Here is a 24,262-nt window from a genome sequence, read left to right as displayed (position 1 = left end):
TAGGCCCGGCGTTCCGACAACAATATACCGGTCGGCCGACCTCGTGAACTGGAGGCGCCTCCAGGCAGCCGCGAGGAGGACCTCGTCGTGCACCGGAAGCAGGGCGCCGGCGGGACGATCAGGGACAAAAAGAATGCCTCCGCCAACGCCTCGGAAAGCCGCCATTAACTTTTCGTTAACCATGCCGGGCTAGCTTTAACCAATCAGTAAGGACTCGCCTCTGTGACCTGCGTCGCTCCCATTCAAAACAAGTCCATACGCTTTCGAGCGCGCTCGTTTGTAGCCTTCACCCTCACCCCTGAGGCCCCGCTTGGGGAATGGCTGCAAAGCCTCGATCACTGGACCGAAAACTCTCCCGGCTTCTTTGCCGGCCGCCCGGTCGTGCTCGATCTGAATATACTCAAGCCCGAGGTGGGCGAGATGCGGGATCTGGTCTTACAACTCGCGGAGCGCGGGATTCGCATCTACGCGATCGAGGCCGATGGCAATGTAGCTCTCGATGCCGATCTGCCGCCGCTCCTCGTTGGCGCCAAGGAGGCCACCGCCGACGCGCTTTACGTGCAGCCGGACCCGAAGGCCGCAGCTGAGGCCAAGACGGAAGAGCCGCAGGCGCCGAACTCATTGATGATCAAGGCACCGATCCGCTCCGGCCAGTCGATCTTTCATCCCGATGGCGATGTGGTCATTGTCGGCTCCGTCAGTTCCGGTTCCGAGATCATCGCCGGAGGATCGATCCACGTCTACGGCACGCTGCGTGGACGTGCGTTCGCCGGCGCCACGGGAAATTCCGCGGCTCGCATCTTTTGCCGGAAAAACGAAGCCGAACTTCTGGCGGTGGACGGCTGGTACCGCACTGCCGAGGAGATGGACGCCTCCTCGCGAGGAAGGCCGGTACAGGCCTTTCTCGAGGACGGCGCACTTTGCGTCGCACCGCTCAACTAACAACATTGGAGGCACAAATATGGGCAAGGTAGTGGTTGTCACATCCGGCAAAGGGGGTGTCGGCAAGACGACCTCGACGGCCGCTCTCGGCGCCGCGGTCGCGAAAACCGGCAAGCGGGTGGCTCTCGTCGATTTCGACGTCGGCCTGCGCAACCTCGATCTGATCATGGGTGCCGAGCGGCGCGTTGTTTTCGATATCGTCAACGTCATTCAGGGAACCGCCAAGCTTTCGCAGGCGCTGATCCGTGACAAGCGACTCGAAACGCTGTTCCTGCTGCCGGCCTCGCAAACGCGCGACAAGGATGCTCTCACCGAGGAAGGCGTCGCCGACGTCATCGACAAGCTGCGCTCCGTTTTCGACTACGTCTTCTGCGACAGTCCGGCCGGCATAGAGCGGGGCGCGCAACTTGCCATGCGCTTTGCCGACGAGGCGGTAATCGTCACCAACCCGGAAGTGAGCTCGGTCCGCGATTCCGATCGCATCATCGGCCTGCTCGACTCCAGAACGATGAAAGCCGAGCAAGGTGAATCGATTGTCAAACACGTCCTCGTCACGCGCTACGATGCTGCGCGCGCTGCCCGCGGCGAGATGCTGAGCATCGATGACGTGCTCGAGATCCTGTCGACGCCCTTGCTGGGAATAATTCCCGAGAGCCAGGACGTGCTGCGCGCGTCCAACGTGGGCGCGCCGGTTACGCTCAGCGAAAACACCAACCCCGCCGCACGCGCCTATATCGACGCGGCAAGAAGACTCGAGGGCGAGGACCTGCCGGTCATTCTGCCTTTCGAACGGAGGGGCCTCCTCGACCGGCTGTTGGGAAGGAGGGCAGCATGAACCTGCTCGATATCTTCAAGCGCCGCGGGAGCGCGCCCGTGGCGCGCGAGCGCTTGCAACTGCTGTTGGCTTACGAGCGTCGAAGCCGCAACCAGCCCGATCTCGTCTCGGTGTTGCGCGAGGAGATCATGGCGGTGATCGCCCGGCATGTTCAGGTCGACCAGGATTTCCTGCAGGTGAGTATGGATCACGGCGAAACGACGTCGAGATTGGAGATCGACATCCAGATCCCCAACAAGGTCGCAATGCCCATGGCCGCGGCGTTCTAACGGAATTCTCGGCCAGGGCTTGCGTCGGCTGCTGCCGAAAATTGCGGCGCCGTGGTTGGTGTGCTTGAGCCGGTCGCCACCGGCAAGTTCTCGCAATTCGAGGACAATAACCACTGCCTCACCAAAACCCCGCGGCCGTTTCCAGCCGCGGGGAGCCTTGGGAGGTCTTTCGAAACCGGTGGTCAGATGTTGGCGAGCAATTCGTTGACGCGGCTTTCCATATCGGCAAGGGCGGTGTCGACGTCCTTCTGGCCACTGATTGCTGCACTCATCTCTTCGCCGATAATGTCCTGGATCGCAAACTGACGCTGTACGGCGGACGGCAGCGGCTTGCCGAGATCGGCGACCGCAGAGATCGTGTTGCGATGCGGCAGGGCCTTGAAGGCGTCCGAGGTGATGACGGCCTTATAGGCCGGCAGGTGACCGGTGCGCGACCATTCGAAGTCGTTGTCGGCGAAGAACTTCAGGAATTTACCGATGGCCGCGATCTGTTCGGGCGTGCGGTCTTTCTGTGAAACGGCCCAGGTATGGCCGTCGGCATACTGCGCGTGGGCGCCGCCAAACAGCTGCGGATACGGATAGACCGCATAGCCGCCCTTGTTGAGCGCCGTACCCTTGGTCTCGGACTGGGCGTTGTAATCGCCGACCACCCAGGTGCCGTTAAGGTGGACGCCACCCTCGCCGGCAAGGAAGGCGTTGATCGAGCCGCCATAATCGAGATCCTTGGTGGTGTAGCCCTTCTCGAAGATCGCCTTGTACATCTCGACGACCTTCTTGGCTTCCGGCGTATTCAACTTCACATGCTTCGGATCGGCGAAGAAATCGGAATCCTGCTGGAAAAGATAGGTGTAGAGGTTGCGTGTGTAGAGTGCAGTCTCATTGGTTAGGTTCTGGACGAAATAAGGCTTGCCCGTCTTCTGCTTGAACTGTTCGGCCTGGGCGAGCAGTTCCTCAGGCGACTTTGGAAAAATCGGCGTGCCGTCGGCATTGACCAGGCCGGCTTGTTTGAAAAGATCCATGTTGACGTGATAGAGCATCGTCCAGCTGTCGATCGGCAGGCCATAGACCTTGCCGTCTTTGGTGGCGCCATTGCGCGCCGCGTCGGTGAAGGCGTCGGGTGTCACGCCGACCGACTTCAAGAGATCGTCGAGCGGCATCAACAGGCCCTTCGACTGATAATCCGACAGTACGGATTCATGGATCGTGACGATGTCCGGAGCGTCGCCTGAAGCGAACTGCGCGGTCAGCTGATCATAGCCGGGCCATTCCACGGTAGTGACGTTGACATGGACATCGGGATTGTCGGCGTTGAACTTGTTGATTAGCGAGGTGATGATGCCGCATTCGCCAACGGCCTTGGTGGCATCGGTGTTGGTGCCGAAATCGGCATCGCAGGCGCCGAAAAAGCGCTGCACGCTCAGCTCCGTGGCCGCGAAGCTTGGACTTGCGAGCATCATTGCGCCCGCAGAGACTGCGGCAAACAGTATTTTCTTCAGTTTCATATCAGTTCCTCCTACTGAGTTTCCGCCGCTCCACCCTGGATTGGCTTTCGTGCTTCAATTGCTGCGCATTCCCCCGGCCGTCAGGCAATCTTCGTTATCTCACCGCAGCGCCGGAGACCGCCGTGACGATGTATTTCTGGAAGAACAGGTAGACGATCAGGATCGGTGCACCGGCGAACACCGCCTGCGCCATCAGGAAGCCGATGCCTTCGGACTGGGCGAAGTTGGTCTGGGTCGAGGCCATGCCGACCGTCAGCGTGAACATGTCCTTCTTCGTCGCCGAAATCAGCGGCCAGAAGTAGTCGTTCCACGCGCCGAGAAAGGTGAAGATGCCGAGCGTCGCCTGCGCAGGCAGCGTGAGCGGCAGAAGCACCTTCCAGAAAATCCTGAGCCGGCTGGCGTTATCGAGCATGGCGGCTTCGTCCAGCTCCTTCGGGATGGCCTTGAAATACTGGGTCATCAGGAAGACGCCGAACGGAGCTGAAAGGCCCGGCAGGATGAGCCCTTGATAGGTGTTGTGGAACTTCAGCATGCTGAAGATCTGGTGACGGGCGACAAGCACGGCCTGTTCCGGGACCGCCAGGCCGAACAGCACGATCACGAACAGCACGTCTCGGCCGGGGAAATTCAGCCGTGCAAAGCCGTAGCCGGCGAGCGATGACAGGATCAACGTGCCGAGCGTCAATCCGCCCGAGACGATGATGCTGTTGCGCACCCAGATGAACACCGACGAGGTGCCGACGGTGTTGATGTAGTTCTTCAGCGTATAGGGCGCGTGAAACACCGAATTCGGATCGGCCATCAGCTCCGTATTGTCCTTGAGTGACAGGCCGATGACCCACAGAACCGGCGCGATCATGACGATCGAAAGCAGGATGACCAGGGCCAATAACAAATGGTCGCCAAATGCCCGGCCCTTGATGGAAGCTGCTGTGGCGCTCATGCCTGGTCTCCCCTGCTGCGTGTCACCAGGTACTGGGCCATGGCCGCGACCAGGATGAGGATGAACAGGATTTCCGATGCCGCGGCGCCCAGGCCGAGATCCCAGCGACGGAATGCGGTATCGTAGATGTAGAGCACGATCGGCTTGGTCAGGTTGTTCGGACCGCCGCGCGTCATCAGCCAGGCCTGGCCGAACAGCTGGAATTGCAGCACGATCTGGATGATGATCACCAGGATGAAGGTCCGCTTGATCGACGGCAGCGTGATCGAGCGTAGCGTCTGCCAGCGATTGGCATTGTCCAGCGCTGCCGCCTCGTAAATATCTTGTGGAATCTGCTGGAGCGCCGAGAGAAAGAGCATCATCGGCAGGCCGATGCACCACCAGATGGTGGCAATGGCGATGCCGATCATCGCAAGGCTGGGGTCGGAAATGAAGGCCGGAGCCGTTGCGCCGAACCATCCGTAGATCGTCGACAACAGGCCGACATTCGGAATGAAGACGATGCGCCAGATCAGCGTGACGATGGTGACCGACAGCACCGACGAGGAAAAGAACAGCGTCCGCAAAACCGCGGCAGTGCGCGTGCGGCGGTTGAGGCAAAGCGCCAGGAAAAGGCCGATCAGCGCCAGCGTCGGCACCGTCAGAAGCACGAAATAGAAGGTGTTCCAGATCGATTGCAGGAAGACCTTGTCGTGATACAGCCTGGCGTAATTGCCGAGACCGACAAAATTTCCGGACGAGAACGTGTCGGCCTTGTGGAAACTCAGCCACATCCCCCAGAGCAGCGGGAAGAGCAGCAGCGTGGTGAAGAAGAACAAGAATGGCGCAACGAAAATGACGTTTCGCCATTGCGGCGCATAGATGTCGGCGGTAGGGGCTCTGACGCCGACAGCAAGCGTCGCGGTCGGGGACATCGCCAGCCGGTCAGCCATCTCAGGCCTCCCTCGCATGCCAGGCGCGGCCGGTCTCGTTGAACAGATGCGATTTCTGGCCGTCAAAGGCGAGCCCGATTCTGTCGCCGACGGCGACGCGGCTGTTGCCGGCATCCGAGCCGACGATCTGCTGGCCATCGCCCAGCCGCGCGTAGATCAGGGTGCGTTCGCCGAGCCGCTCGAGCACATCGACCACGCCGCCGGCATTGCCCTGTCCGGCGGCAACGATGCGCACGTCTTCAGAACGGATGCCGAAAGTGTACTTGCCATCGGTCAGTTGGCTGGAGGCGATCTCGGTCTGCACCGAGACGCCGTCCGCAAACCTGGCCGTGGCGTTCTCGCCGGATCTGTCAAGCGTCGCATCGACGAAGTTCATCGCCGGCGCGCCGACGAAACCCGCGACGAATTTGGTCGCCGGGCGTTCGTAGATCTCCATCGGGGTACCGATCTGGTCGATCTTGCGATTGTTCATGACGACGATGCGGTCGGCCAGCGTCATTGCCTCGACCTGGTCATGGGTGACGAAGATCATCGTCGATTGCAGCCGCTGGTGAAGCTGGGCAAGCTCGATGCGGGTGCGGGTGCGCAACGCCGCATCGAGATTGGAAAGCGGCTCGTCGAACAGAAAGGCCTTCGGCTCCTTGACGATCGCACGGCCGATGGCGACGCGCTGGCGCTGACCACCGGAGAGCTGGCCCGGCTTGCGATCGAGCAGATGCGGCATTTCGAGGATGCGGGCGGCTTCGTTGATGCGCGCCTCGATGACCTTGCCTGGAACGCCGATATTCGCAAGCCCGAAGGCCATGTTGTCGCGCACCGTCATGTGCGGATAAAGCGCATAGGACTGGAACACCATGGCAATGCCGCGCTTGCCCGGTGGCAGATGATCGATGCGCTCGTTATTGATGGCGATCTCGCCGCTATCGACAGCTTCGAGCCCGGCAATCATTCGAAGAAGCGTCGATTTTCCGCAGCCGGACGGGCCCAGGAACACGATGAATTCGCGTGCCCTTATGGAGAGCGACAGATGATCCAGCACCGTCATGGCACCGAACTGCTTGCTCACGTTCCTGATCTCGATATCGGCCGTCACGTCGACGCTCCTCCTCAGCGTTTGCGCTTTCTCGATGATCCGCCTGAACTCAGAGCCTCAGGCGTATGACCTGGTAGGAATAGGGCGGCAGTGACAGGCTCAGCTTGCCGCTGGCGAGCGAGGCGCCCTCGCCCTTCCTGGGGCCGACATTGCCAGGGTTTTCGGCCGAATTGACGGCTTTCAGATCGGCGTGTGCCATCACCTGGTGATCGACGATCTCCGCCGCGCCGAAGCCGGTGAGGTCGACCACTGTTTCGATTGCCTCGCTCGAATGGCGGTTGACCGCGAAGAAGGTGACGTGGCCGGTTTGCCTGTCGTGCACGCCGGCAACATCGACATAAGCGACATCGCCCGCAATGCTGGATTTGTAGGTCGGGCTTTCCACCTTGAGATCCAGCGCATTGCCGCGACCATAGTTAGAAGCAAACAGATAGGGATAAAAAATCGTCTGCCGCCATGCCGGGCCATTCGGAACGGTCATGATCGGCGCGATGACATTGACCAGTTGTGCCAGGCAGGCGATCTTGACGACATCGGAACGGCGGATGAAGGTGTTGAGGATCAGGCCGACCTGCAGCACATCCTCGAAATTATAGATGTCTTCGAGCAACGGCGGGGCGAACGGCCAGCCGTTGCTGCCGCCGAGTATCTTCCTGTCCTGCTCCTTGGAATGGTACCAGACGTTCCATTCGTCGAACGAGATGTAGACCTGCTTGTTGGAGCGCTTCTTGGCCTTGATATACTCGATGACGCCGGCGACCGAGACAATGTAGTCGTCGAGCTTTTCGCTCATGGCGAGATAGTTCGGAGCGTCGTTGGCTTCGTTGTCGAAATACATGTGCAGCGAGATGTAGTCGACCTCGTTGTAGGTATGGTCGAGAACCGTCGCTTCCCATTCAGGGTAGGTCGGCATCTTGGCATTCGAAGAGCCGCAGACCACCAGCTCAAGTGACTTGGAGAAGGCACGCATGGCCTTGGCCGTCTCATGCGCCAGCCGGCCATACTCGTCCGCGGTCTTGTGGCCGATCTGCCAGGGGCCATCCATTTCATTGCCGAGGCACCAGAGCTTGACGTCGAACGGCTCCTTGCGGCCGTTGGCGATGCGCTTGTCGCTCCATTTGCTGCCGCCGGGATGGTTGGCGTACTCCAGCAGGTTGCGGGCTTCATCGAGGCCGCGCGAGCCGAGATTGACGGCAAGCATCATCTCGGTGTTGGCGGAGGTGCACCAATCGGCAAATTCATGCAGGCCGACTTCGTTGCTTTCCGACGTGTGCCACGCGAGGTCGAGGCGCACTGGACGCTGTTCCTTGGGGCCAATGCCGTCTTCCCAATTGTAGGCCGAGACGAAATTGCCGCCGGGGTAGCGGACGATCGGAACATTGAGTTCCCTGACGAGATCGATGACGTCCTGACGCATGCCGTTGGCATCCGCTGTCGGATGGCCGGGCTCATAGATGCCAGTGTAAACTGCCCGCCCCAGATGCTCGATGAAGGATCCGTAGAGCCTCGGATCGATTTCCGAGACAACATAGTGCGGATGAGCCGTAACGGCTGCCTTCATGCATTCCTCCCATCGATATCACAAACGATGATTTAAATCATCTTGCCCGATATCAAAGAGGAATTGGCAGCCCTTCGTCAAGCCAAAATAGCCAAATGTAGGACAATTAGACGAACGCTTTGGAACAGCAGAAAGCCAGATAGTTGAAATTGCTGCGTTATCTTCCGAACCCGGTTTCATGATATCAACCAGTTTTGATCCTGAGCAGGATGTCCTGATCGTAATTTCCAAAGCCCTTGCCGAAAATATTGATCCCGCCGGGGCGCTTGGCGTCGTCCTTGACGCCGATACGGACGCGGATTGAATGATGGCTCTTCAGATCGAGTGCGGCGAGCCCGGTTTCGGACATCCTGAGGCCGTCGACATAGGTGCCGTCATTGGCAATTCGCCAGTTCTTCAGCTTACCGTATTGCGAGCCCTTGAGCTTCCACCAGGAGGGCGTGAAGACGCCGCGCTTGTCGCCGAAATCCCCCGGCGACGTCCAGGTGCCGACATCGACGCCATTGATCGTCAGCGTGATGTCCGAGGGCCAATCGGCGCTGGTGCCCGGCACTTCCGAAGACAGCTCTATCGCAACTTCGAGCCCGGTGATCTCGGCATTGGCGAGCTTGGCATTGTTGGGGAACTGGTATTCGACAAAACCGCGCGTGAACCATAGCAGACCGGCCTTCATGCGGTCCGGATCGAGGAAAGTGTTCGGCACATCGAGCAGACCGATGATGCCGTCCGGCGAACAAAGGCCGCAGGGCGCGGTAACCTCGAAGCCGGTATAAAGCCCGATCGGCATCGACACTTCGATCGCGTCGTTCTTGACCGCACGATATTCGCTCTTGAACACGACGAGCACTTCTTCCGCCATCGGATAACAGATTTTCTGACTGCCTTTCTTCGCTTTCAGGTTCTCGGTGCGGATCAGCCCCGCATCCTCCAGCACCTGGATGTTGGTCGAGACGGTCGACTGCGGAAGCGACAGCACGGCGGCGATTTCGTTGACATTCATCGGCCCCTTCTCATGCAGCAGTTTCAGCATCGAGATCCGCGCCGAGGAGGCAAGCCCCTTGAGCACGGCAATGCCTTCCTCAGGTTCAATCACCAGAAAATTGCGACTCATGAAATTGCCCGGCCCATGTAAAATCCATATCCGAAATTACCCTGTATATCGGGATATCTGATTTAATCAATGTGCAGGCGGAACGTCGGGCAATTTGTTGAATCCGGCAGGGCGAGGGTCGCGCGGGGGCCCTGCACAGAATTTGTGCAGGAGCCATATGCAGAGTGGACACCTGAACGCCGATCGCCCAATCTAGTCCGGAGCCGAGCCCGGTGATGGCGGCTTGCACATAAAGCGGTTGGACGGGTCGTGACCAAAGGGTGGAAATTATACGATCAGCGACTGGCCTGGGTCCTCGTCGCGCCTGTGCTTTTACTGCTTACCCTGCTTCTGCTGCTGCCGATCGCGATGATGACGGTCTACACGTTTTTCACCTTCGTCACCGCGGGGGTGGAGTCGGCGGTGCTGACCTTCGACAACTGGAAGGAATTCCTCACCGACAGCTACTATCACGGTTTTCTTTGGAAGACCGTTCGCGTCGGCGCCATCACCGCTGTGATCTGCGCGATCCTTGGCTATTTCCCCGCCTATTTCATCTGGGCCACGACCTTCAGGCACAAATGGCTGTTGTTGCTGCTGCTCATCGTGCCGTTCTGGATCAGCTTCACCATCCGGACATTCTCGTGGATCCATATTCTCGGCGAACAGGGGCTGATCAACGTCGTGCTCATCGGGCTGGGGATTATCAACGAGCCGTTGCCGATGCTCTACACCGAGGGCGCCGTCATCATGGGGCTGCTGCATTTTCTGCTGCCCTATATGATCCTGAACGTCTATGTCAGCCTGGAAAGCATCGACCGCACGCTGATCGCCGCCGCCCGCTCGATGGGCTGTACCAGCGCGCAGGCGTTTCGCGAAGTGACCCTGCCGCTATCGATGCCGGGGCTGGGCGCCGGGCTGCTGCTCTGCTTCGTGCTGGCGGCCGGCTCCTATGTGACGCCGCAGCTGCTCGGTGGCAGCCGCGATGCGCTGTTCGGCAACTTGATCTACGACACCATCATGGGGCAGCTCAATTGGCCGATGGGCGCCACGCTTTCCATCGTCCTGTTCGTCCTGCTCGGCGCGGCCGCGGCCGCCTATAGCCGCTATATGGGCCTATCGCAGATCATGAAGGGCCTCAGTGCATGAGAGCGGATCATCCCGATCGCGAAGGCAGATGGGTGTGGCGGCTGACCGGCGCGATCACGGTGTGCGTCTACGTCTTCATGTTTGCGCCGATCCTCGCCACGGTCGTGCTTTCCTTCAATGCCTCGATGTTCGGCGGCTTTCCCCTCACCGGCTTCTGCCTGCGATGGTACGAAAAGCTGCTCACCAACGAGCCGGTTCTCGACGCCTTCCGGACATCGATGTGGATTGCCCTGGTGACGGCAACGGTGACGACGCTGCTCGGCATCATGGCGGCATTGGCGCTGGTGCGCTTCGAGTTCCGTGGCAAGCAGGCGATCAACACGCTTGTCATTCTTCCCGCGCTGGTCCCCGAAACGATACTCGGCGTCGGCCTGCTGGTCATGATCAAAGCCGTCGACCAGCCGCGCAGCATGACGCTGCTGGTGCTCGGCCACATTATGCTCACGCTCCCCTACGTGGTGCTGATCGTCCAGGCGCGCATGGTCGGCATAAAACGTTCCTATGAGGAGGCGGCGCTTTCGCTCGGGGCGCCGCGCGTGTCGACATTCCGCGAAATCACGCTGCCGCTGCTCATTCCCGCAGTGCTTGCCAGTGTTCTGCTCGCTTTCACCATTTCGTTCGACAACACCTCGGCCAGCCTGTTCTGGCGGCCGGCCGGCGTCGAGACCATGCCGACGCAAATCCTTTCGATGCTGAAGATCTCGATCAGCCCTGAGGTGAACGCGCTCGGAACCGTCATGATCCTTTTGACGGTCGGCATTCCCTTGGCAGGCGGGCTCATCCTGCAAAGCCTCACCTGGTTCAAGGCAGGCAAGTGAAAATGAAAATGGGAGAATGGAAATGAAACTGACAACCACCAAACGACTGGAACGGCTCAACGAACGCTATGCCAATGGTGACATCAGCCGGCGATCATTCCTGACGCTGACGGCGGCCGCTACCGCCGCCACCGGGCTTTCCATGCCCTGGATGGGACGGGCGCTGGCCGCGGTTTCGGAAGTGCGCTTCGACGGATGGGGCGGCGTGGTGCAGGAGGCGATCGATAAGTACGCGTTCCAGCCTTATACCGCCAAGTCCAAGGTCAAGGTCGTCCAGGGCACCTTTGGCGACGAGAACGAGATCATCACCAAGATCAAGACGTCGAAACCAGGCGACTTCCAGATCGTCCATTCTTCCGGCGTCAACTACTACATCAAATACGTCAATGGCGGTTTCAATTCGGAGATCAACGAGGCAAACATTCCGAACATGGCGAATGTCCTGACCGCCATGATCGAGCCGTTCCGCAAGATCACGCCGAAGCTGTCGGCAGTGCCATATGATTACGGCACCACCGGCATCGCCTACAACAACAAGGTCATCTCGCCGGAGGAAGCCAAGGAAAAGGGCGCCAACCTGCTTACCGACACGAAATATGCCGGCAAGATCGGCGGCTATGCCGATATGACGACGCGCGTCTGGTATGCGGCACTGCAGACGAAACAGGACCCCAACAACATCCAGGACATGGATGCGGTCTGGGCCAAGGTTCGCGAGACCCGCGACCTGGCCAAGAAGTTCTGGAGTTCCGGCGCGGAACTCATGGACCTCCTGTCGCGAAACGAGATCGTTGTCACCGACGCCTGGTCAGGACGTGTCGCCGCCCTGCAGCAGCAGGGCCAGCCGATCGGCTATCTCGACCCTGCCGGCTCATACGCGTGGATGGAGGACATGCTGGTGCTCAAGGGTTCGCCGATGGCCGAATGCGAGGAACTGATCAACTTCATGCTGGATCCTGCCACCTCGATCGCCGTCGCCGAGGGCCAGAACTATCCGCCATCGCTTGACCCCACCAAGGTGAAGCTGACCGACAAGATCGCGGCGCTTCCGGCCTTCGACCCGACTGGATCGATGAAATCGCTGACCTTCGCCGATCCGCTCTACTGGGCGAAGAACGAAGACGCCTGGACCAAGCAATGGGACAGGGTGTCGAAAGGTGCATGACGACAACAGCCACGACCAGCAGCCCCGGCCGGCTTCGGCCGGGGCTGATGGCGACCCGCTCGCCCAGAGCGAGCGGCAGCCGATAGGAAAGCCTGCGGTCGAGTTTCGCGACATCGATATTTTCTACGGCAAGTTCGCCGCTGTGCGCGATTTTTCACTGGCAATCCGCAAAGGTAGTTTCGTCACCTTGCTGGGGCCGTCCGGGTGCGGCAAAACGACGATCCTGCGCTCGATCGCGGGCCTGGTCGACATCTCCAGTGGCCAGATCTCGATCGGCGGAAAGCGGGTCGACGACATCCCGATCTATAAGCGCAACATTGGTCTGGTGTTCCAGAACTACGCGCTCTTTCCGCACAAGAACGTCTTCGACAACGTCGCATTCGGCCTGAAATACCGGAACGTGCCGAAACCGGAAATCGTGCGCCGGGTCAAGAAGGCGCTGGATATGGTGCGGCTGCCCGGCAGTGAGACAAAGCTGCCGTCGCAGCTCTCGGGCGGCCAGCAGCAACGCATCGCACTGGCCCGCGCCATCGTCTTCGAGCCGGAAGTGCTGCTGCTGGACGAGCCCTTGTCGGCGCTCGACGCCAATATGCGCGAGGACATGCGCGTCGAGATCAAGAAAATCCAGAGGGAGACGGGCATCACCGCTATCTTCGTGACGCACGACCAGGAAGAAGCCTTGTCGATGTCCGACCACATCGTCGTGATGAACGCCGGCCTGATCGAGCAGATCGGCTCCCCCGCGCAGGTCTATGACCAGCCGGCCACCGCATTCGTCGCCAATTTCCTGGGCAAGGCCAACATGCTGCCCGGCAGCGTGACAGTGATGGACGGCAAGATGGCGACGATCGCGCTGGCCACCGGCCATGTCGTAAAGGCGGCCGCGCCGAAGGCGCTCGCGACCGGCAGCGCGGTCACCGTCGTCGTTCGCCCGCAGAAGCTTACCGTCGGTACCGCCGGTGCTGCCAACAGGCTGGCGGGACGGATCGTCTCGACCTCCTATCTCGGCGGCAATGCGGTCTACGAGATCGACATCGGCGCCGGCACGCTGGTGCGCGCCAACACGTTGATCGACGGACAGCCGCTGCGCGAAGGCGAAACGGTCGATGTCTGCTTCGACCCGCTGGGTTGCGTACTTCTCAACGCGCAAGGTGTACGCATCGCCTAGCGAGGCGGCGCTGACCCGTTCAGTCTTTCGCGTCACCCTTTGGCCCGAGAAATCGCGCATAGATCTCACCGACAATACCGCGCCGGAAAACCAGCACGCAGACCATGAAGGTCAGGCCCGTGGCGATGGTCACTGGAAAATTCGAGGTGGCGAGCGTGTTCTCCAGGCCGACGACCAGACTGGCGCCGATGATCGGCCCGACCATGGTGCCGATGCCGCCGAGGAGCGTCATCAGGATCACCTCGCCGGACATCTGCCAGGTGACGTCGGTGAGTGTGGCAAACTGGAAAACGATCGCCTTGAGCGCGCCGGCCAGTGCGGCCAATGTTGCCGACATGACGAAAGCCGCCAGCTTGTAATTGGCGACGGAATAGCCAAGCGAAATGGCCCGGCTCTCGTTTTCCCGGATGGAACGCAGGATCATGCCGAAAGGCGAGTTGATGATGCGCCAGATGGCGAACACGCCGATCAGGAAGACCGCCAGCACGAAATAATAGATGTTCATCGGGACGTTCAGGTCGAGCATTCCAAGCAGCCTGCCGCGCGGCACGCCCTGGATGCCGTCCTCACCTCCGGTGAACGGCGCCTGCACGCAGAAGAAGAAGAACATCTGCGACAGCGCCAGCGTGATCATGGCGAAATAGATGCCTTGCCGGCGGATGGCAAAGAAGCCCATCACAAGGCCGAGCAGCGCGGCACCCAGGACGCCGAGCAGGATGCCCGCTTCCGGCGGCCAGCCCCAGACCTTGACCGCGTGTGCGGTGAAATAGGCCGCCCCGCCGAAGAATGTCGCATGGCCGAAGGACAACAGCCCGGTGTAGCCGAGCAGAAGGTTGAACGCGCAGGCAAACAGCGCAAAGCACAGCATCTTCATCAGGAAGATCGGATAGACGAAGAAAGGCGCCACCAGCAGCGCCAGGATGCCGAGCCCGACCAGCGCCCATTCAAGCCGTGCCGAATTCTTGGCACGCGTCTCGCGAAGTGTCAGTTCGGCCATCTCAGGCATCCCTTCCGAACAGGCCGGCTGGCCGGACCAGAAGCACGATTGCCATGATGACGAAGACCACCAGATTGGAGGCTTCGGGATCGAAGACCTTGGTCAGGCCTTCGGCGAGGCCAAGCATGTAACCGGTGACGATCGCCCCGAGGATCGATCCCATGCCGCCGACCACGACGACGGCGAAGACGACGATGATGAGGTCAGATCCCATCAGCGGGCTCACCTGATAGATCGGCGCGGCGAGAACCCCTGCAAGTCCGGCAAGAGCGGCGCCGAGGCCGTAGGTGAGGGTCAGCAGCAACGGCACGTTGACGCCGAAAGCCTGCACCAGGCCGGGGTTCTCCGTCGCCGCGCGCAGATAGGAGCCCAGCCTGGTCTTCTCGATCAGCGCCCAGGTGCCGAAACAGACGATCATCGAGGCGACCACCACCCAGCCGCGATAATTGGGCAGGAACATGAAGCCGAGATTGGTTCCCCCGGAGAGCAGCGGCGGCACGGAATAAGGACTTCCCGATACGCCATAGTAGTAACGGAACACCCCTTCGAGCACGAGCGCGAGGCCAAAGGTGAAAAGCAGCCCGTAAAGCGGGTCGATGTCGTAAAGCCTCGACAGCGCCAGGCGCTCGACCACGACGCCGAAGCCGCCGACGATCAGCGGCGACAGGATCAGAGCCGGCCAGTAGCCGATGCCGAAGCGGGTGAGAAGCAGGTACCCGACGAAGGCGCCGAGCATATAGAGCGCGCCGTGGGCAAAATTGATGACGCGCAACAGGCCGAATATGACAGCCAGGCCCAGGCTCAACATTGCGTAGAACGAGCCGTTGATGAGGCCGACCAGCAATTGGCCGAGGAATGCCTGAACGGGTATCCCGAAGATCATCGTCATGGCGCCATCATACACCCAGCACTTCATGCAGCAGCGTCATGCGATCCGGCAGTTCGCCGACCGGAAAGCCCGCCACGACCTTGCCGTGCTCCATCAGGTAGAAACGGTCGGTGACGCGGCTGGCAAAGCGGAAATTCTGCTCGACCAGCAGGATCGTCATGCCGCGCTTTTTCATCGTCGCCAGCAGATCGCCGATGCGCTGCACAATGACCGGAGCCAGGCCCTCGGTCGGCTCATCGAGAAGCAGCATTTTTACGCCGGTTCTGAGCATGCGCGCGATCGCCAGCATCTGCTGCTCGCCGCCCGACAGCCTGGTGCCCGGGCTGTTGCGGCGCTCCTTCAGATTGGGGAAAAGATCGAATATTTCCTGCACGCTCATGCCGCCCTCGGCGACGATCGGCGGCAGAACCAGATTCTCGTCCACGGTCAGCGTCGCAAAGATGCCGCGTTCCTCTGGCACCAGGCCGATGCCTTGATGCGCGGTCCGGTGCAATGGCAGGCGCATCAGATCCTTGCCGTCGAAAAAAATCTGGCCGGTCCGCTGGCGGATCAGCCCGATAATGGCGCGCAATGTCGTAGTCTTGCCGACGCCGTTGCGGCCCAGCAACGTCACAGTTTCACCTGGAAAGACCTCAAGATCGACGCCGTGCAGCGCATGGCTCTCGCCATACCAGGCGTTGAGGCCGCGGACTGCGAGAAGCGGCGCGGCGTCACTCATCGGCGGTGCCCATATAGGCGATCCTCACCCGCTCGTCGCGGCTGACCGTGGAGTAGTCGCCGGCGGCAAGGATTTCGCCGCGCTGCATGACGGTTATCCAGTCGCAAAGATCGGCTACAACAGTCAGATTGTGCTCGACCATCAGCACCGCACGCTCCCTGGCGACCGAGCGGATGATGTCGGAAACCGTGCGCACATCCTCATGCCCCATGCCGGCCATCGGCTCGTCGAGCAGCAGTACTTTCGGGTCGAGCGCCAGCGTCGTGGCGATCTCGAGCACGCGTTTCCTGCCATAGGAGAGATCGGCGGCGGGCCTGTTCTTGGCATCGTCGAGGCCGACAGACCGTAAAAGCTCCTCGGCGCGCGGCGTCAACCGATCGAGCACAGACAGCGAGCGCCAGAACTGAACGCTGAGTCCGGCCGGTCGCTGCAATGCAACGCGCACATTGTCGAGCACGCTGAGATGCGGAAACACCGCCGAGATCTGGAACGAGCGCACCAGGCCCATCCGCGCGACCTTGGCCGGCGAGGTGCGGGTGATGTCGTGGCCGAGCAGTTCGATCCTGCCGCCGGTCGGCGGCAGGAACTTGGTGAGCAGGTTGAAGACGGTGGTCTTGCCAGCGCCGTTGGGTCCGATCAGCGCGTGGATGTTGCCGTGGCAGAGGTCGAGATCGACATTCCTGACCGCAACAAAGCCGGCGAAGTCACGCCGCAAACCGCGGGCGGAAAGCACTACCGGCGGCCCATCCAGTTCAGGCGGCGCCATCGGCCCGCCAATCACTCGCCTGCCGTGGGACAGCCGCTCTCCTTGGGGCTCAGAAACGCCTCGTTACCGGGGATCGTAGCGAGCGGTTTGTAATAGTCCCACTCCTTGGTGCTCTCGCTCGGCGACTTGACCTGATAAAGATACATGTCATGAACCATGTTGCCGTCGGCCTGCACTTTGCCGTTTGCCGTAAAGACATCGTTCACCGGCATCGCATGCAATTCCTTTGCGACCGCCTCGGTTCCATCGGTGCCGGCTTTGTCGATCGCCTTCAAATACTGGGTCACCGCTGAATAGGTGGCGGCCTGGATCATATTCGGCATGCGGTTGGTGCGCTTGAAGAAGCGCTGGGCGAACTCGCGACTCTTGTCGTCGCGATCCCAGTAGAAACCTTCGGTCAGCACCACGCCTTGCGCCGCCTCGAGACCGAGCCCATGCACCTCGGCCAGCGTGAACAGAAGTGCTGCAAGCCTCTGACCGCCCTGCACGATACCGAATTCGGCCGCTTGCTTGATCGAATTGGAGGTGTCGAGGCCGGCATTCGCCAGGCCGATAACCTTGGCGCCCGACGATTGCGCCTGCAGCAGGAAGGATGAATAGTCGGTCGAGCCGAGCGGGTAACGCACCTCGCCAGCCACCTTGCCGCCATGGCTCTCGACGAACTTTGCGGTCTGCTCCTTCAGCGAATAGCCGAATGCATAATCGACTGTGACGAAGAACCAGCTGTCGCCGCCTTGCTGGACGAGAGCGCCACCAGTCCCCACTGCCTGCGAATGCGTGTCGTAGGCCCAGTGGAAGCCATAGGGCGAGCACTGTTTACCGGTTAGCTCGGTGGTCGCGGCGCCGGTGACGATGTCAATTTTTTTCTTTTCCTTGGAAATTCCCTGGACGGCGAGCGCCACCGAGGAGGTGGTCAGTTCCATGATGGAATCGACCTGTTCGGTGTCATACCACTGCCGCGCAATGTTGGAGGCGATGTCCGGCTTGTTCTGGTGGTCGGCGCTGACGACCTCGATCGGCGAGCCTTGTACCTTGCCGCCGAAATCCTCGACCGCCATCTTGGCGGCCTCGACCGACCACTTGCCGCCGAAATCGGCATAGACGCCCGACTGGTCGTTGAGAATGCCGATCTTGATCTTGCCGTCGGAAATCTCGGCGGCTGCGGCAGGCATCGCGGTCGCTGCAAGAAGCGCGGCCGAGACCAGGTACGATATCTTCATTGGTGACTTCCTCCCGTATGGTCGACAACCGAGCAACATGTCGGCGGCAGCCTGCTGCAGCACGAAGAGTGGCCTCCCACATTCCGTCCTCGCCGGCGCAAAATCACGCAGCGCTGTACGGCCGCCGTCCTTCAAATCGTAGCATCGCTCGGCAACGCGAGAACAGTTACTTTAGTATTAGGCATCCGCGATGCCCGGCCGCCGAAGCGCAACATAGCGCCGGATCGTGCGGCGTCCAGATCAGCCTCTATTCTCGCCGAAGCAATGATTACGGCTGACGGTCCGGATATCGTTGAACGAGAATTCCCTCGTCAACCGCCGGCTGGATGATGGCAAGCAACCAGGCGGCCCTCGCCAATGCTTTGGAGAAGCGGGCGCTCGCTGCGGCAGATCGGGGTGGCAGCTGGGCAACGGGTGTGGAACCGGCACCCCGAGGGTGGGTTCATCGGGCTGGGCAGATCACCCTTGAGCACCAGCCGGCCGCGCCGCGCCCGGTCGATGCTGGGTATCGGCACGGCGGAACGCAGCGCCGCGGTGTAATGATGTCTGGGCGCCGCAAAGACCTCGTCGGTCGGCCCGCTCTCCACGATTGACCCCAGATACATCACCGCCACACGGCTCGAGATTTGACGCACCACGGAAAGATCGTGGGCGATGAACACATAGGTCAAGTTGAACTCCTCGCGCAGGTCGGCGAGCAGATTGACGATCTGCGCCTGGATCGACACGTCGAGCGCCGAGACCGGCTCGTCGGCCACGATCAGCCGTGGCCGCAGCGCCAGCGCGCGGGCGATGCCGATACGCTGGCGCTGGCCGCCGGAGAATTCGTGCGGGTAGCGCGATGCGTGCTGGGGCGACAAGTCGACCCGGCGCAGGAGCTCGGCCACGCGGTCCGCCATTTCCGATGCCGAGAGGCGTTCATGGATGCGGAACGGATCGGCCAGCAGATCGCCGACCCGCCGGCGCGGATTGAGCGAAGCGCTGGGATCCTGAAAGACCATCTGCATCTGCCGCCGCAACGGACGAAGCTGGCGCTGGGAGGCGTCGCTGATGTCGCGGCCCTCGAATTCCAGCGACCCCGAGCTGATTTCGGTCAGACGCACCAGACACCGGCCAAGCGTGGATTTGCCGCAACCGGACTCGCCGACGATGCCGAGGGTCTCCCCGGGCCAGATGTCGAGCGACACCCTATCAACCGCATGCACGGTCCGGCGCTGCGCCGGGAAGATCGAGCGGCCGACGCTATAGCGCTTCGACAGGTCGCCGGCACGAAGCAGCGGACGTTCGAGTGGCCTGGCATTCATCGTTGCATCTCCACCACGCCGCCAGGCCTCTGGGCAGCGAATTGTCTGCGCGTAGGCTCCGGCAACAGGCACGCGGCGCGATGGCTCTCGCCTTGCATGATCGGCAGTTGAACCAGACAGGCGTCGTGGCGAAAGGCACAGCGGGGGCTGAAGGCGCAGCCTTTCGGCAGGTTGGAGAGCGATGGCGGAATTCCCGGAATGGCAGCGAGCCGGGCTGGACGTGGTCCCTCCATCGGCGGGATCGAGCCGAACAAGCCCCATGTGTAGGGATGCAGCGGCGCCCGGAACACGCTGCTCTTGCCGCCCTCCTCGACAAAGCGTCCGCCATACATCACCAGTACCCGGTCCGCGACTTCGGCGACGACGCCAAGATCGTGCGTGACCAGGATCACAGCGGAACCGAACTGGTCGCGCAATCGTCCGATCAGTTCGAGGATCTGCGCCTGCACGGTAACATCGAGGGCTGTAGTCGGTTCATCCGCGACGAGCAGCGCCGGATTGCACGAGAGCGCCATGGCAATCACCGCGCGCTGGCGCATACCGCCGGAAAGCTGGTGCGGACAGCTGTCGATGACCCGATCCGGATTTGCGATGCCGACCGCATCCAGCAATTGCACGGCCCTCGCCCGTGCCGCTTTCGCCGACACCTTTTCATGCGCGCGGACCTGCTCGCCGATCTGGTTGCCGATCGTATGCACCGGGGTGAGCGCAGACATCGGATCCTGGAAGATCATCGCGATTTGGCGGCCGCGGATGGCATCGAGCGCACGCCGCTTGAGCCCGATCAGCTCCTGTCCCATGAAACGGATGGAACCGGAGACGATAGCGTTGGGGCTGTCGATCAACCCCATAATGGCGAGCAAGGTCTGGCTTTTGCCCGAACCGGATTCGCCGACCACACCGACGATCTCGCGCTGCTCGACGGAGAACGAAACACCTCCCACCGCCCGCACCAGGCCTTCGTCGCTGCGGAAGGAGACAGTGAGGTCCTTGACCACCAGAAGGGGAGCATCAGCCGACATTGCGCGCCCTCGGGTCGATTATGACGAAGACGACGTCGACGACGAAGTTTGCCATCACCACGAAGAAGGCGGCGTAAATCACCGTGGCCAGGATCATCGGCAGATCGAGGGTCTGCAGCGCCTCATACGTCAGTTTTCCGACACCCTGCAATCCGAAGACCACTTCGGTCAACAGCGCGCCGCCGCCGACCAAGGCACCGAAATCGAGGCCGAACATGGTGACGAATGCGACCAAAGAGGTCCTGAGGCCATGATGCAGCAGCACCCGGCGTTCGCCGATCCCCTTGGCCCGGGCGGTGCGGATGAAATCCTCCTGCATCATTTCGATCAGGCTTGCCCGCAGCACCCGGCCGTAGAGGCCGACATAAAGGGTTGCCAGCGTGAACCACGGAATGACGAGCGCCTTGAACCAGCCCCAGGGATTCTCGGTCAGGGGGATGTAGCCGAGCGGAGGAACCCAGGAAAACAGCCAGTTGTCGTGCCAGCGGCTTTGCGTCAGCAGGTTGGCGACCTCGCCCAGCCAGAAGACCGGGATCGACACGCCTACCAGGCTCAGGATCATCAGCGCGCGATCAATGAATGTACCGCGCGTTGCGCCTGCGATCACACCGACGATCAATCCGCCGAGCACCCACAGCACTGCCGCGCCGCCGACCAGCGACAGCGTCACGGGAATGGCGCTTATCACGGTCGGAATGACACGCTGCCCGCGATTGACGAAGGAGGTGAGATCGCGGCTGACGAAAAGCCGGTTCATCATCAGCCCATATTGCACCGGCAATGGGCGGTCGAGACCGAAATCGTGGCGCACCTGGATCAGCGTCTCTTGCGAAGCATTGCGGCCGGCAATGCGCGCCGATGGATCAGCGCCAGGCGTCGCAAAGAAGATCAGGAAAGCGACGACGCTGATACCGAACATAACCAGCACCATCTGGCCAAGCCGGAAGCCGAGCGCGGCAACCACTAGACGCCCCTCGGCGAGGATTTCGGATCGAGCGCGTCGCGCACGCCGTCGCCCAGAATGTTTAGGGCTAGCACCGTGATCACAATGGCTAGCCCCGGCACCAGTGCCACGACCGGCCGCGAATAGAGCAGGCCCTGGCCGTCCTGGATGATCGTGCCCCAGCTGGCATCCGGCGGCTGCACGCCGATCGACAGGAACGACAGCGAGGATTCCGTCATCATGTTGAGCGCCAGGATCAGCGGCACGAAAACGATGATGCGGGTCACCACATTGGGCATGATGTCGCGCAAAAGGATGCGCCAGGGCGATGCGCCAAGGCCGATCGCAGCGGTGACGAATTCGGCATGCATTAAGGTCAGGACATGGCCGCGGATCGGCCGCGCCACATAGGGCACATAGACGATGCCGATGATGAAGACCGGTAGCCACAGGCTGCCGGAGCGGATTTCGAACGGACCGATCTGGATACTCTGCGCAATCAGCACGATCGACAATGAAATTGCCAACAGGAAAATCGGAAAAGCCCAGAGCACGTCGAGAATGCGCGACAGGCCGATGTCGACGATGCCGCCGAAGAAGCCGGAAACGACCCCAAGGAATGTCGCGAGGACAAGGCACAGCACGGCTGCAGCACCCGAGATCAACAGCGAATCCCGTCCGCCGTAAAGCAGCCGCGCCGCGACGTCACGGCCCTGGTTGTCGGCACCCAGCATATAGGGTCCGATGCGCCAGGTCGGCCCGACCGGCGTCATGCCGAGGCCAAGGCCTTCGGTGGAGGGCTGCAGCACCGGCTGGGTCACCCCATCGACGACGATCTCGCCATTGAGATTGGTCACAAATGGATCGGTGCCGGAGACGTACCGCGCATAAAGCGGCGCCGCGAGCGAGGCGATCACGATGACGACGAGCACGGCGAAGGCAGATATTGCCGAACGATCGCCTTTCAGCTTGCGCCATGCGGTGCGCCACGGGCCATCGGTGGCCCGGCGAACCGGGATGGCAGGCTGGTCCGCAATGACATTGACCATGAACAGGATTGCCTGGGAAAAATCGCGGCCTGGAAGATGCGCTGATCCGCCGGAAAAGGAAATGCGACGGAGAGCCAGCGGCACTCCGTCGCATTGGCTCCGGTCGGCTATTCCACCCAGGACTGGCTGACAATCCAGTAGAATTGCGGGCTGAAGGTGAAGTTCTTCAGCCTGGAAGAGATCACATCGACGCGCTTTGGCGTGAACAGGACAGCGACCGGAGCCTTGTCCGTCACAGCCTTGTCGATGGCGGTCCAGAGTGTCGCGCCCTTGGCCGGATCGGCGATGGTGGCTGCCTCTGCCTCATCCATCGATGCGTCGATCGACTTGTCGCAGAACCCCGAAATATTGACCGAGGCGTCGGAGCCCGGCGTAAACGAGGCACAGCTGAACAAGACCTGCAGGAAATTCGATGGCGCCGGGTAGTCCTGGAACCATTGCGAGATCGAAATCTGCACCTTGTTATTGGTGTTCTGGATGTAGGTGAACTGTATGTTCTGCGAGATCGGCTTGACCGACGTCTTGTAGCCAAGCTGGTTGAGCACATCCTGCAGGTAGACGCCGATCGCTTTGGAGACCGTGGTGTCCTCGGTGATGATCGTCACCTCCTGACCTGCGGTTCCCGATTCAGCGACCAATTGCTTGGCCTTGTCCATATCCGGTGCTGACCACTTCTCGCCCGGATTGGCGGTGAACGGGCAATAGGCCGCAAATGACGGGAAGCCCGGTGGCAGGATCTGGCAGGCCGGCTGCGCCAGATTGCTGCCGCCGAACAGCTTGACGATCGCGGCGCGGTCGATCGCGAAGTTCACTGCCTGGCGAACGCGGATGTCGTTGAACGGCGCCAGATTGGTGTTCATCGGCGCGTACCACATCGCTGTCAGCGGATGAACCGTGACCTGCTTGGCATATTTGGTGCCGAGTTCAGCGAGACGGTCGGACGGCGGCGGGTCGAACATCCAGTCCGCCTGGCCGTTCTCGACAGCGGTCACCGCCGCCTCGTCGGTTAGGCCGAATTCGTAGTCGATCTCGTCCGGATATCCGGCCGGCTGCGCTTCCTTGCTCCATTCCTTGAAATGAGGGTTGCGCACAATCTTCATCAGCTTGTTGGGATCGTAGCTGGCGATCATGTAGGGTCCGGTGCCCAGGATCGGATCGGTGCCGGCGTCCTTCGGCGGCGCGCTCGCCGGCAGGATCGACGCATGCGGAACAGCCAGCTTCTGCAGGAACTCGGCATCCGGCTGGACCAGATTGAAGGTAATGTTTCCGGCGGCGTCGTCGACTGACAGGCCACCTTCGAGGGTACACGTCGCAGGCGTCTTCAAGCACGCATCCGCGCCGACGATGCCTTTGTAGAAGGTCCCGGCCGTCGGCCCGCTGATCTTGAAGATGCGTTGGAACGAAGCCACCACGTCCTTCGTGGTGACATCCGACCCATCCGCGAATTTGATGCCCTTGCGCAGCTTGAAGACGTAGGTCTTGCCGCCGTTCTCGACCTGCGGGAGGCTTTCCGCCAGGTCCGCGACGACTTCGAAACCGGTCTTGTCCCCGGCCTTCTTGTAGGTCACCAGGCCATCGTAGAGGACATAATTGATCTGGAAATACTGCAGCGTGTAGTTGATGTGCGGATCGGCGGTGCCTGCCGCGGCATTGGCCAGCAGTCGGAGTGTGCCGCCTGGCTTGCCCTCGGTGGCCAGGGCACTGTTTGCCGGCGACATCATGGACACGCCGAGCAGAGCCAGGCAGGGCATCAACGCTGCAAATGCTTTTTGGGGTCGCATATTTGTTCCCTCATGGAGGCGTCTCGGCTTTTGCCGCGCTGAGCCCGGTCGATCGACCATTGCGCGGCTGAAACAGTCTGGGTTTGCGAACGGTGTCCGCTACTTG

24 protein-coding genes are annotated in these 24,262 nt (G+C 61.1%); 7 read left to right on the top strand and 17 right to left on the bottom strand.

Annotation, left to right across the window (positions count from 1 at the left end):
* Nucleotides 1-222 precede the first annotated feature (222 nt).
* The 3 genes from minC to minE are packed head-to-tail and all read left to right on the top strand — an operon-like array spanning nt 223 to nt 2,046.
* Nucleotides 223-942, top strand: coding sequence for a septum site-determining protein MinC (gene minC, locus NKJ15_RS20870; protein WP_352817232.1), 720 nt, complete (start codon nt 223-225; stop codon nt 940-942).
* A 19-nt stretch (nt 943-961) separates the two neighbouring features.
* Nucleotides 962-1,777, top strand: coding sequence for a septum site-determining protein MinD (gene minD / locus NKJ15_RS20865; protein WP_023677152.1), 816 nt, complete (start codon nt 962-964; stop codon nt 1,775-1,777).
* A complete protein-coding gene (gene minE, locus NKJ15_RS20860) occupies nt 1,774-2,046 on the top strand; it encodes a cell division topological specificity factor MinE (protein WP_023677151.1) in 273 nt (90 codons plus the stop codon). The genes minD and minE overlap by 4 nt, the downstream gene beginning before the upstream one ends.
* 182 nt (nt 2,047-2,228) lie before the next feature.
* On the opposite strand, the gene NKJ15_RS20855 is transcribed toward minE, so the two are convergent.
* The 7 genes from NKJ15_RS20855 to NKJ15_RS20825 form a co-directional block, all read right to left on the bottom strand.
* Nucleotides 2,229-3,548 (bottom strand): ABC transporter substrate-binding protein, encoded by a 1,320-nt coding sequence (locus NKJ15_RS20855; RefSeq protein ID WP_352449655.1) that lies wholly within the window; start codon nt 3,546-3,548, stop codon nt 2,229-2,231.
* 94 nt (nt 3,549-3,642) lie between these two features.
* On the bottom strand, nt 3,643-4,491 hold the full coding sequence (locus NKJ15_RS20850; protein ID WP_031211878.1) for a carbohydrate ABC transporter permease: 849 nt from the start codon (nt 4,489-4,491) through the stop codon (nt 3,643-3,645).
* Nucleotides 4,488-5,405, bottom strand: a complete 918-nt coding sequence (locus NKJ15_RS20845) for a carbohydrate ABC transporter permease (protein WP_502893759.1) — start codon at nt 5,403-5,405, stop codon at nt 4,488-4,490. The genes NKJ15_RS20850 and NKJ15_RS20845 overlap by 4 nt, the downstream gene beginning before the upstream one ends.
* Before the next feature lie 19 nt (nt 5,406-5,424).
* Nucleotides 5,425-6,516 carry an ABC transporter ATP-binding protein gene (locus tag NKJ15_RS20840; protein ID WP_352449658.1) on the bottom strand — a complete coding sequence of 364 codons (1,092 nt, stop codon included), beginning with the start codon at nt 6,514-6,516 and terminating at the stop codon, nt 5,425-5,427.
* Nucleotides 6,517-6,565: 49 nt separating this feature from the next.
* Nucleotides 6,566-8,077: an arabinosylfuranosidase ArfA gene (gene arfA, locus NKJ15_RS20835; protein WP_352817228.1), complete on the bottom strand. Its 1,512-nt coding sequence runs from the start codon at nt 8,075-8,077 to the stop codon at nt 6,566-6,568.
* Between the two features lie 18 nt (nt 8,078-8,095).
* Nucleotides 8,096-8,257: a hypothetical protein gene (locus tag NKJ15_RS20830; RefSeq protein ID WP_352541706.1), complete on the bottom strand. Its 162-nt coding sequence runs from the start codon at nt 8,255-8,257 to the stop codon at nt 8,096-8,098.
* A 4-nt stretch (nt 8,258-8,261) separates the two neighbouring features.
* Nucleotides 8,262-9,188: an ArsR/SmtB family transcription factor gene (locus NKJ15_RS20825; RefSeq protein ID WP_352817226.1), complete on the bottom strand. Its 927-nt coding sequence runs from the start codon at nt 9,186-9,188 to the stop codon at nt 8,262-8,264.
* 249 nt (nt 9,189-9,437) lie between these two features.
* Here NKJ15_RS20825 and NKJ15_RS20820 point away from each other — a divergent pair, with 249 nt between their 5' ends.
* Genes NKJ15_RS20820 through NKJ15_RS20805 form a run of 4 tightly spaced genes read left to right on the top strand, consistent with a single transcriptional unit; the run spans nt 9,438 to nt 13,467 of the window.
* Entirely contained in the window at nt 9,438-10,316 is an 879-nt protein-coding gene (locus NKJ15_RS20820) for an ABC transporter permease (RefSeq protein ID WP_352501364.1), read from the top strand.
* A complete protein-coding gene (locus tag NKJ15_RS20815) occupies nt 10,313-11,134 on the top strand; it encodes an ABC transporter permease (RefSeq protein ID WP_352817224.1) in 822 nt (273 codons plus the stop codon). Before NKJ15_RS20820 ends, NKJ15_RS20815 begins: the two co-directional genes overlap by 4 nt.
* Before the next feature lie 22 nt (nt 11,135-11,156).
* Complete coding sequence (locus NKJ15_RS20810) at nt 11,157-12,299, top strand: extracellular solute-binding protein (RefSeq protein WP_352817221.1); 1,143 nt, start codon at nt 11,157-11,159, stop codon at nt 12,297-12,299.
* Nucleotides 12,292-13,467, top strand: a complete 1,176-nt coding sequence (locus tag NKJ15_RS20805; RefSeq protein ID WP_352817219.1) for an ABC transporter ATP-binding protein — start codon at nt 12,292-12,294, stop codon at nt 13,465-13,467. The genes NKJ15_RS20810 and NKJ15_RS20805 overlap by 8 nt, the downstream gene beginning before the upstream one ends.
* A 19-nt stretch (nt 13,468-13,486) precedes the next feature.
* Here the strand turns inward: NKJ15_RS20805 and NKJ15_RS20800 are convergent, their stop codons facing one another.
* The 10 genes from NKJ15_RS20800 to NKJ15_RS20755 all read right to left on the bottom strand — a co-directional run bounded on the left by NKJ15_RS20800 (nt 13,487) and on the right by NKJ15_RS20755 (nt 24,156).
* On the bottom strand, nt 13,487-14,464 hold the full coding sequence (locus NKJ15_RS20800; protein ID WP_502906933.1) for a branched-chain amino acid ABC transporter permease: 978 nt from the start codon (nt 14,462-14,464) through the stop codon (nt 13,487-13,489).
* Between the two features lies 1 nt (nt 14,465).
* Entirely contained in the window at nt 14,466-15,353 is an 888-nt protein-coding gene (locus NKJ15_RS20795; RefSeq protein WP_352817215.1) for a branched-chain amino acid ABC transporter permease, read from the bottom strand.
* 7 nt (nt 15,354-15,360) lie between these two features.
* The gene (locus tag NKJ15_RS20790) at nt 15,361-16,071 is read right to left on the bottom strand and encodes an ABC transporter ATP-binding protein (RefSeq protein ID WP_352472486.1); all 711 of its coding nucleotides are present in this window, start codon (nt 16,069-16,071) and stop codon (nt 15,361-15,363) included.
* Complete coding sequence (locus NKJ15_RS20785) at nt 16,064-16,837, bottom strand: ABC transporter ATP-binding protein (RefSeq protein WP_352817212.1); 774 nt, start codon at nt 16,835-16,837, stop codon at nt 16,064-16,066. Before NKJ15_RS20785 ends, NKJ15_RS20790 begins: the two co-directional genes overlap by 8 nt.
* Before the next feature lie 11 nt (nt 16,838-16,848).
* Nucleotides 16,849-18,057 carry an ABC transporter substrate-binding protein gene (locus NKJ15_RS20780; RefSeq protein WP_352769395.1) on the bottom strand — a complete coding sequence of 403 codons (1,209 nt, stop codon included), beginning with the start codon at nt 18,055-18,057 and terminating at the stop codon, nt 16,849-16,851.
* Nucleotides 18,058-18,368: 311 nt separating this feature from the next.
* The gene (locus tag NKJ15_RS20775) at nt 18,369-19,361 is read right to left on the bottom strand and encodes an ABC transporter ATP-binding protein (RefSeq protein ID WP_352769392.1); all 993 of its coding nucleotides are present in this window, start codon (nt 19,359-19,361) and stop codon (nt 18,369-18,371) included.
* Nucleotides 19,358-20,383, bottom strand: coding sequence for an ABC transporter ATP-binding protein (locus NKJ15_RS20770; RefSeq protein ID WP_352769390.1), 1,026 nt, complete (start codon nt 20,381-20,383; stop codon nt 19,358-19,360). The genes NKJ15_RS20775 and NKJ15_RS20770 overlap by 4 nt, the downstream gene beginning before the upstream one ends.
* Nucleotides 20,373-21,347: an ABC transporter permease gene (locus NKJ15_RS20765; protein WP_352541714.1), complete on the bottom strand. Its 975-nt coding sequence runs from the start codon at nt 21,345-21,347 to the stop codon at nt 20,373-20,375. The genes NKJ15_RS20770 and NKJ15_RS20765 overlap by 11 nt, the downstream gene beginning before the upstream one ends.
* Nucleotides 21,347-22,375, bottom strand: a complete 1,029-nt coding sequence (locus NKJ15_RS20760) for an ABC transporter permease (RefSeq protein WP_352817209.1) — start codon at nt 22,373-22,375, stop codon at nt 21,347-21,349. Before NKJ15_RS20760 ends, NKJ15_RS20765 begins: the two co-directional genes overlap by 1 nt.
* 107 nt (nt 22,376-22,482) lie before the next feature.
* Nucleotides 22,483-24,156 (bottom strand): ABC transporter substrate-binding protein, encoded by a 1,674-nt coding sequence (locus NKJ15_RS20755; RefSeq protein ID WP_352817208.1) that lies wholly within the window; start codon nt 24,154-24,156, stop codon nt 22,483-22,485.
* Nucleotides 24,157-24,262 lie beyond the last annotated feature (106 nt).

The sequence above is a fragment of the Mesorhizobium sp. M0207 genome, assembly GCF_040321995.1.
Lineage (GTDB): Bacteria > Pseudomonadota > Alphaproteobacteria > Rhizobiales > Rhizobiaceae > Mesorhizobium.
This window is presented reverse-complemented; position numbering and strand designations above follow the sequence as displayed.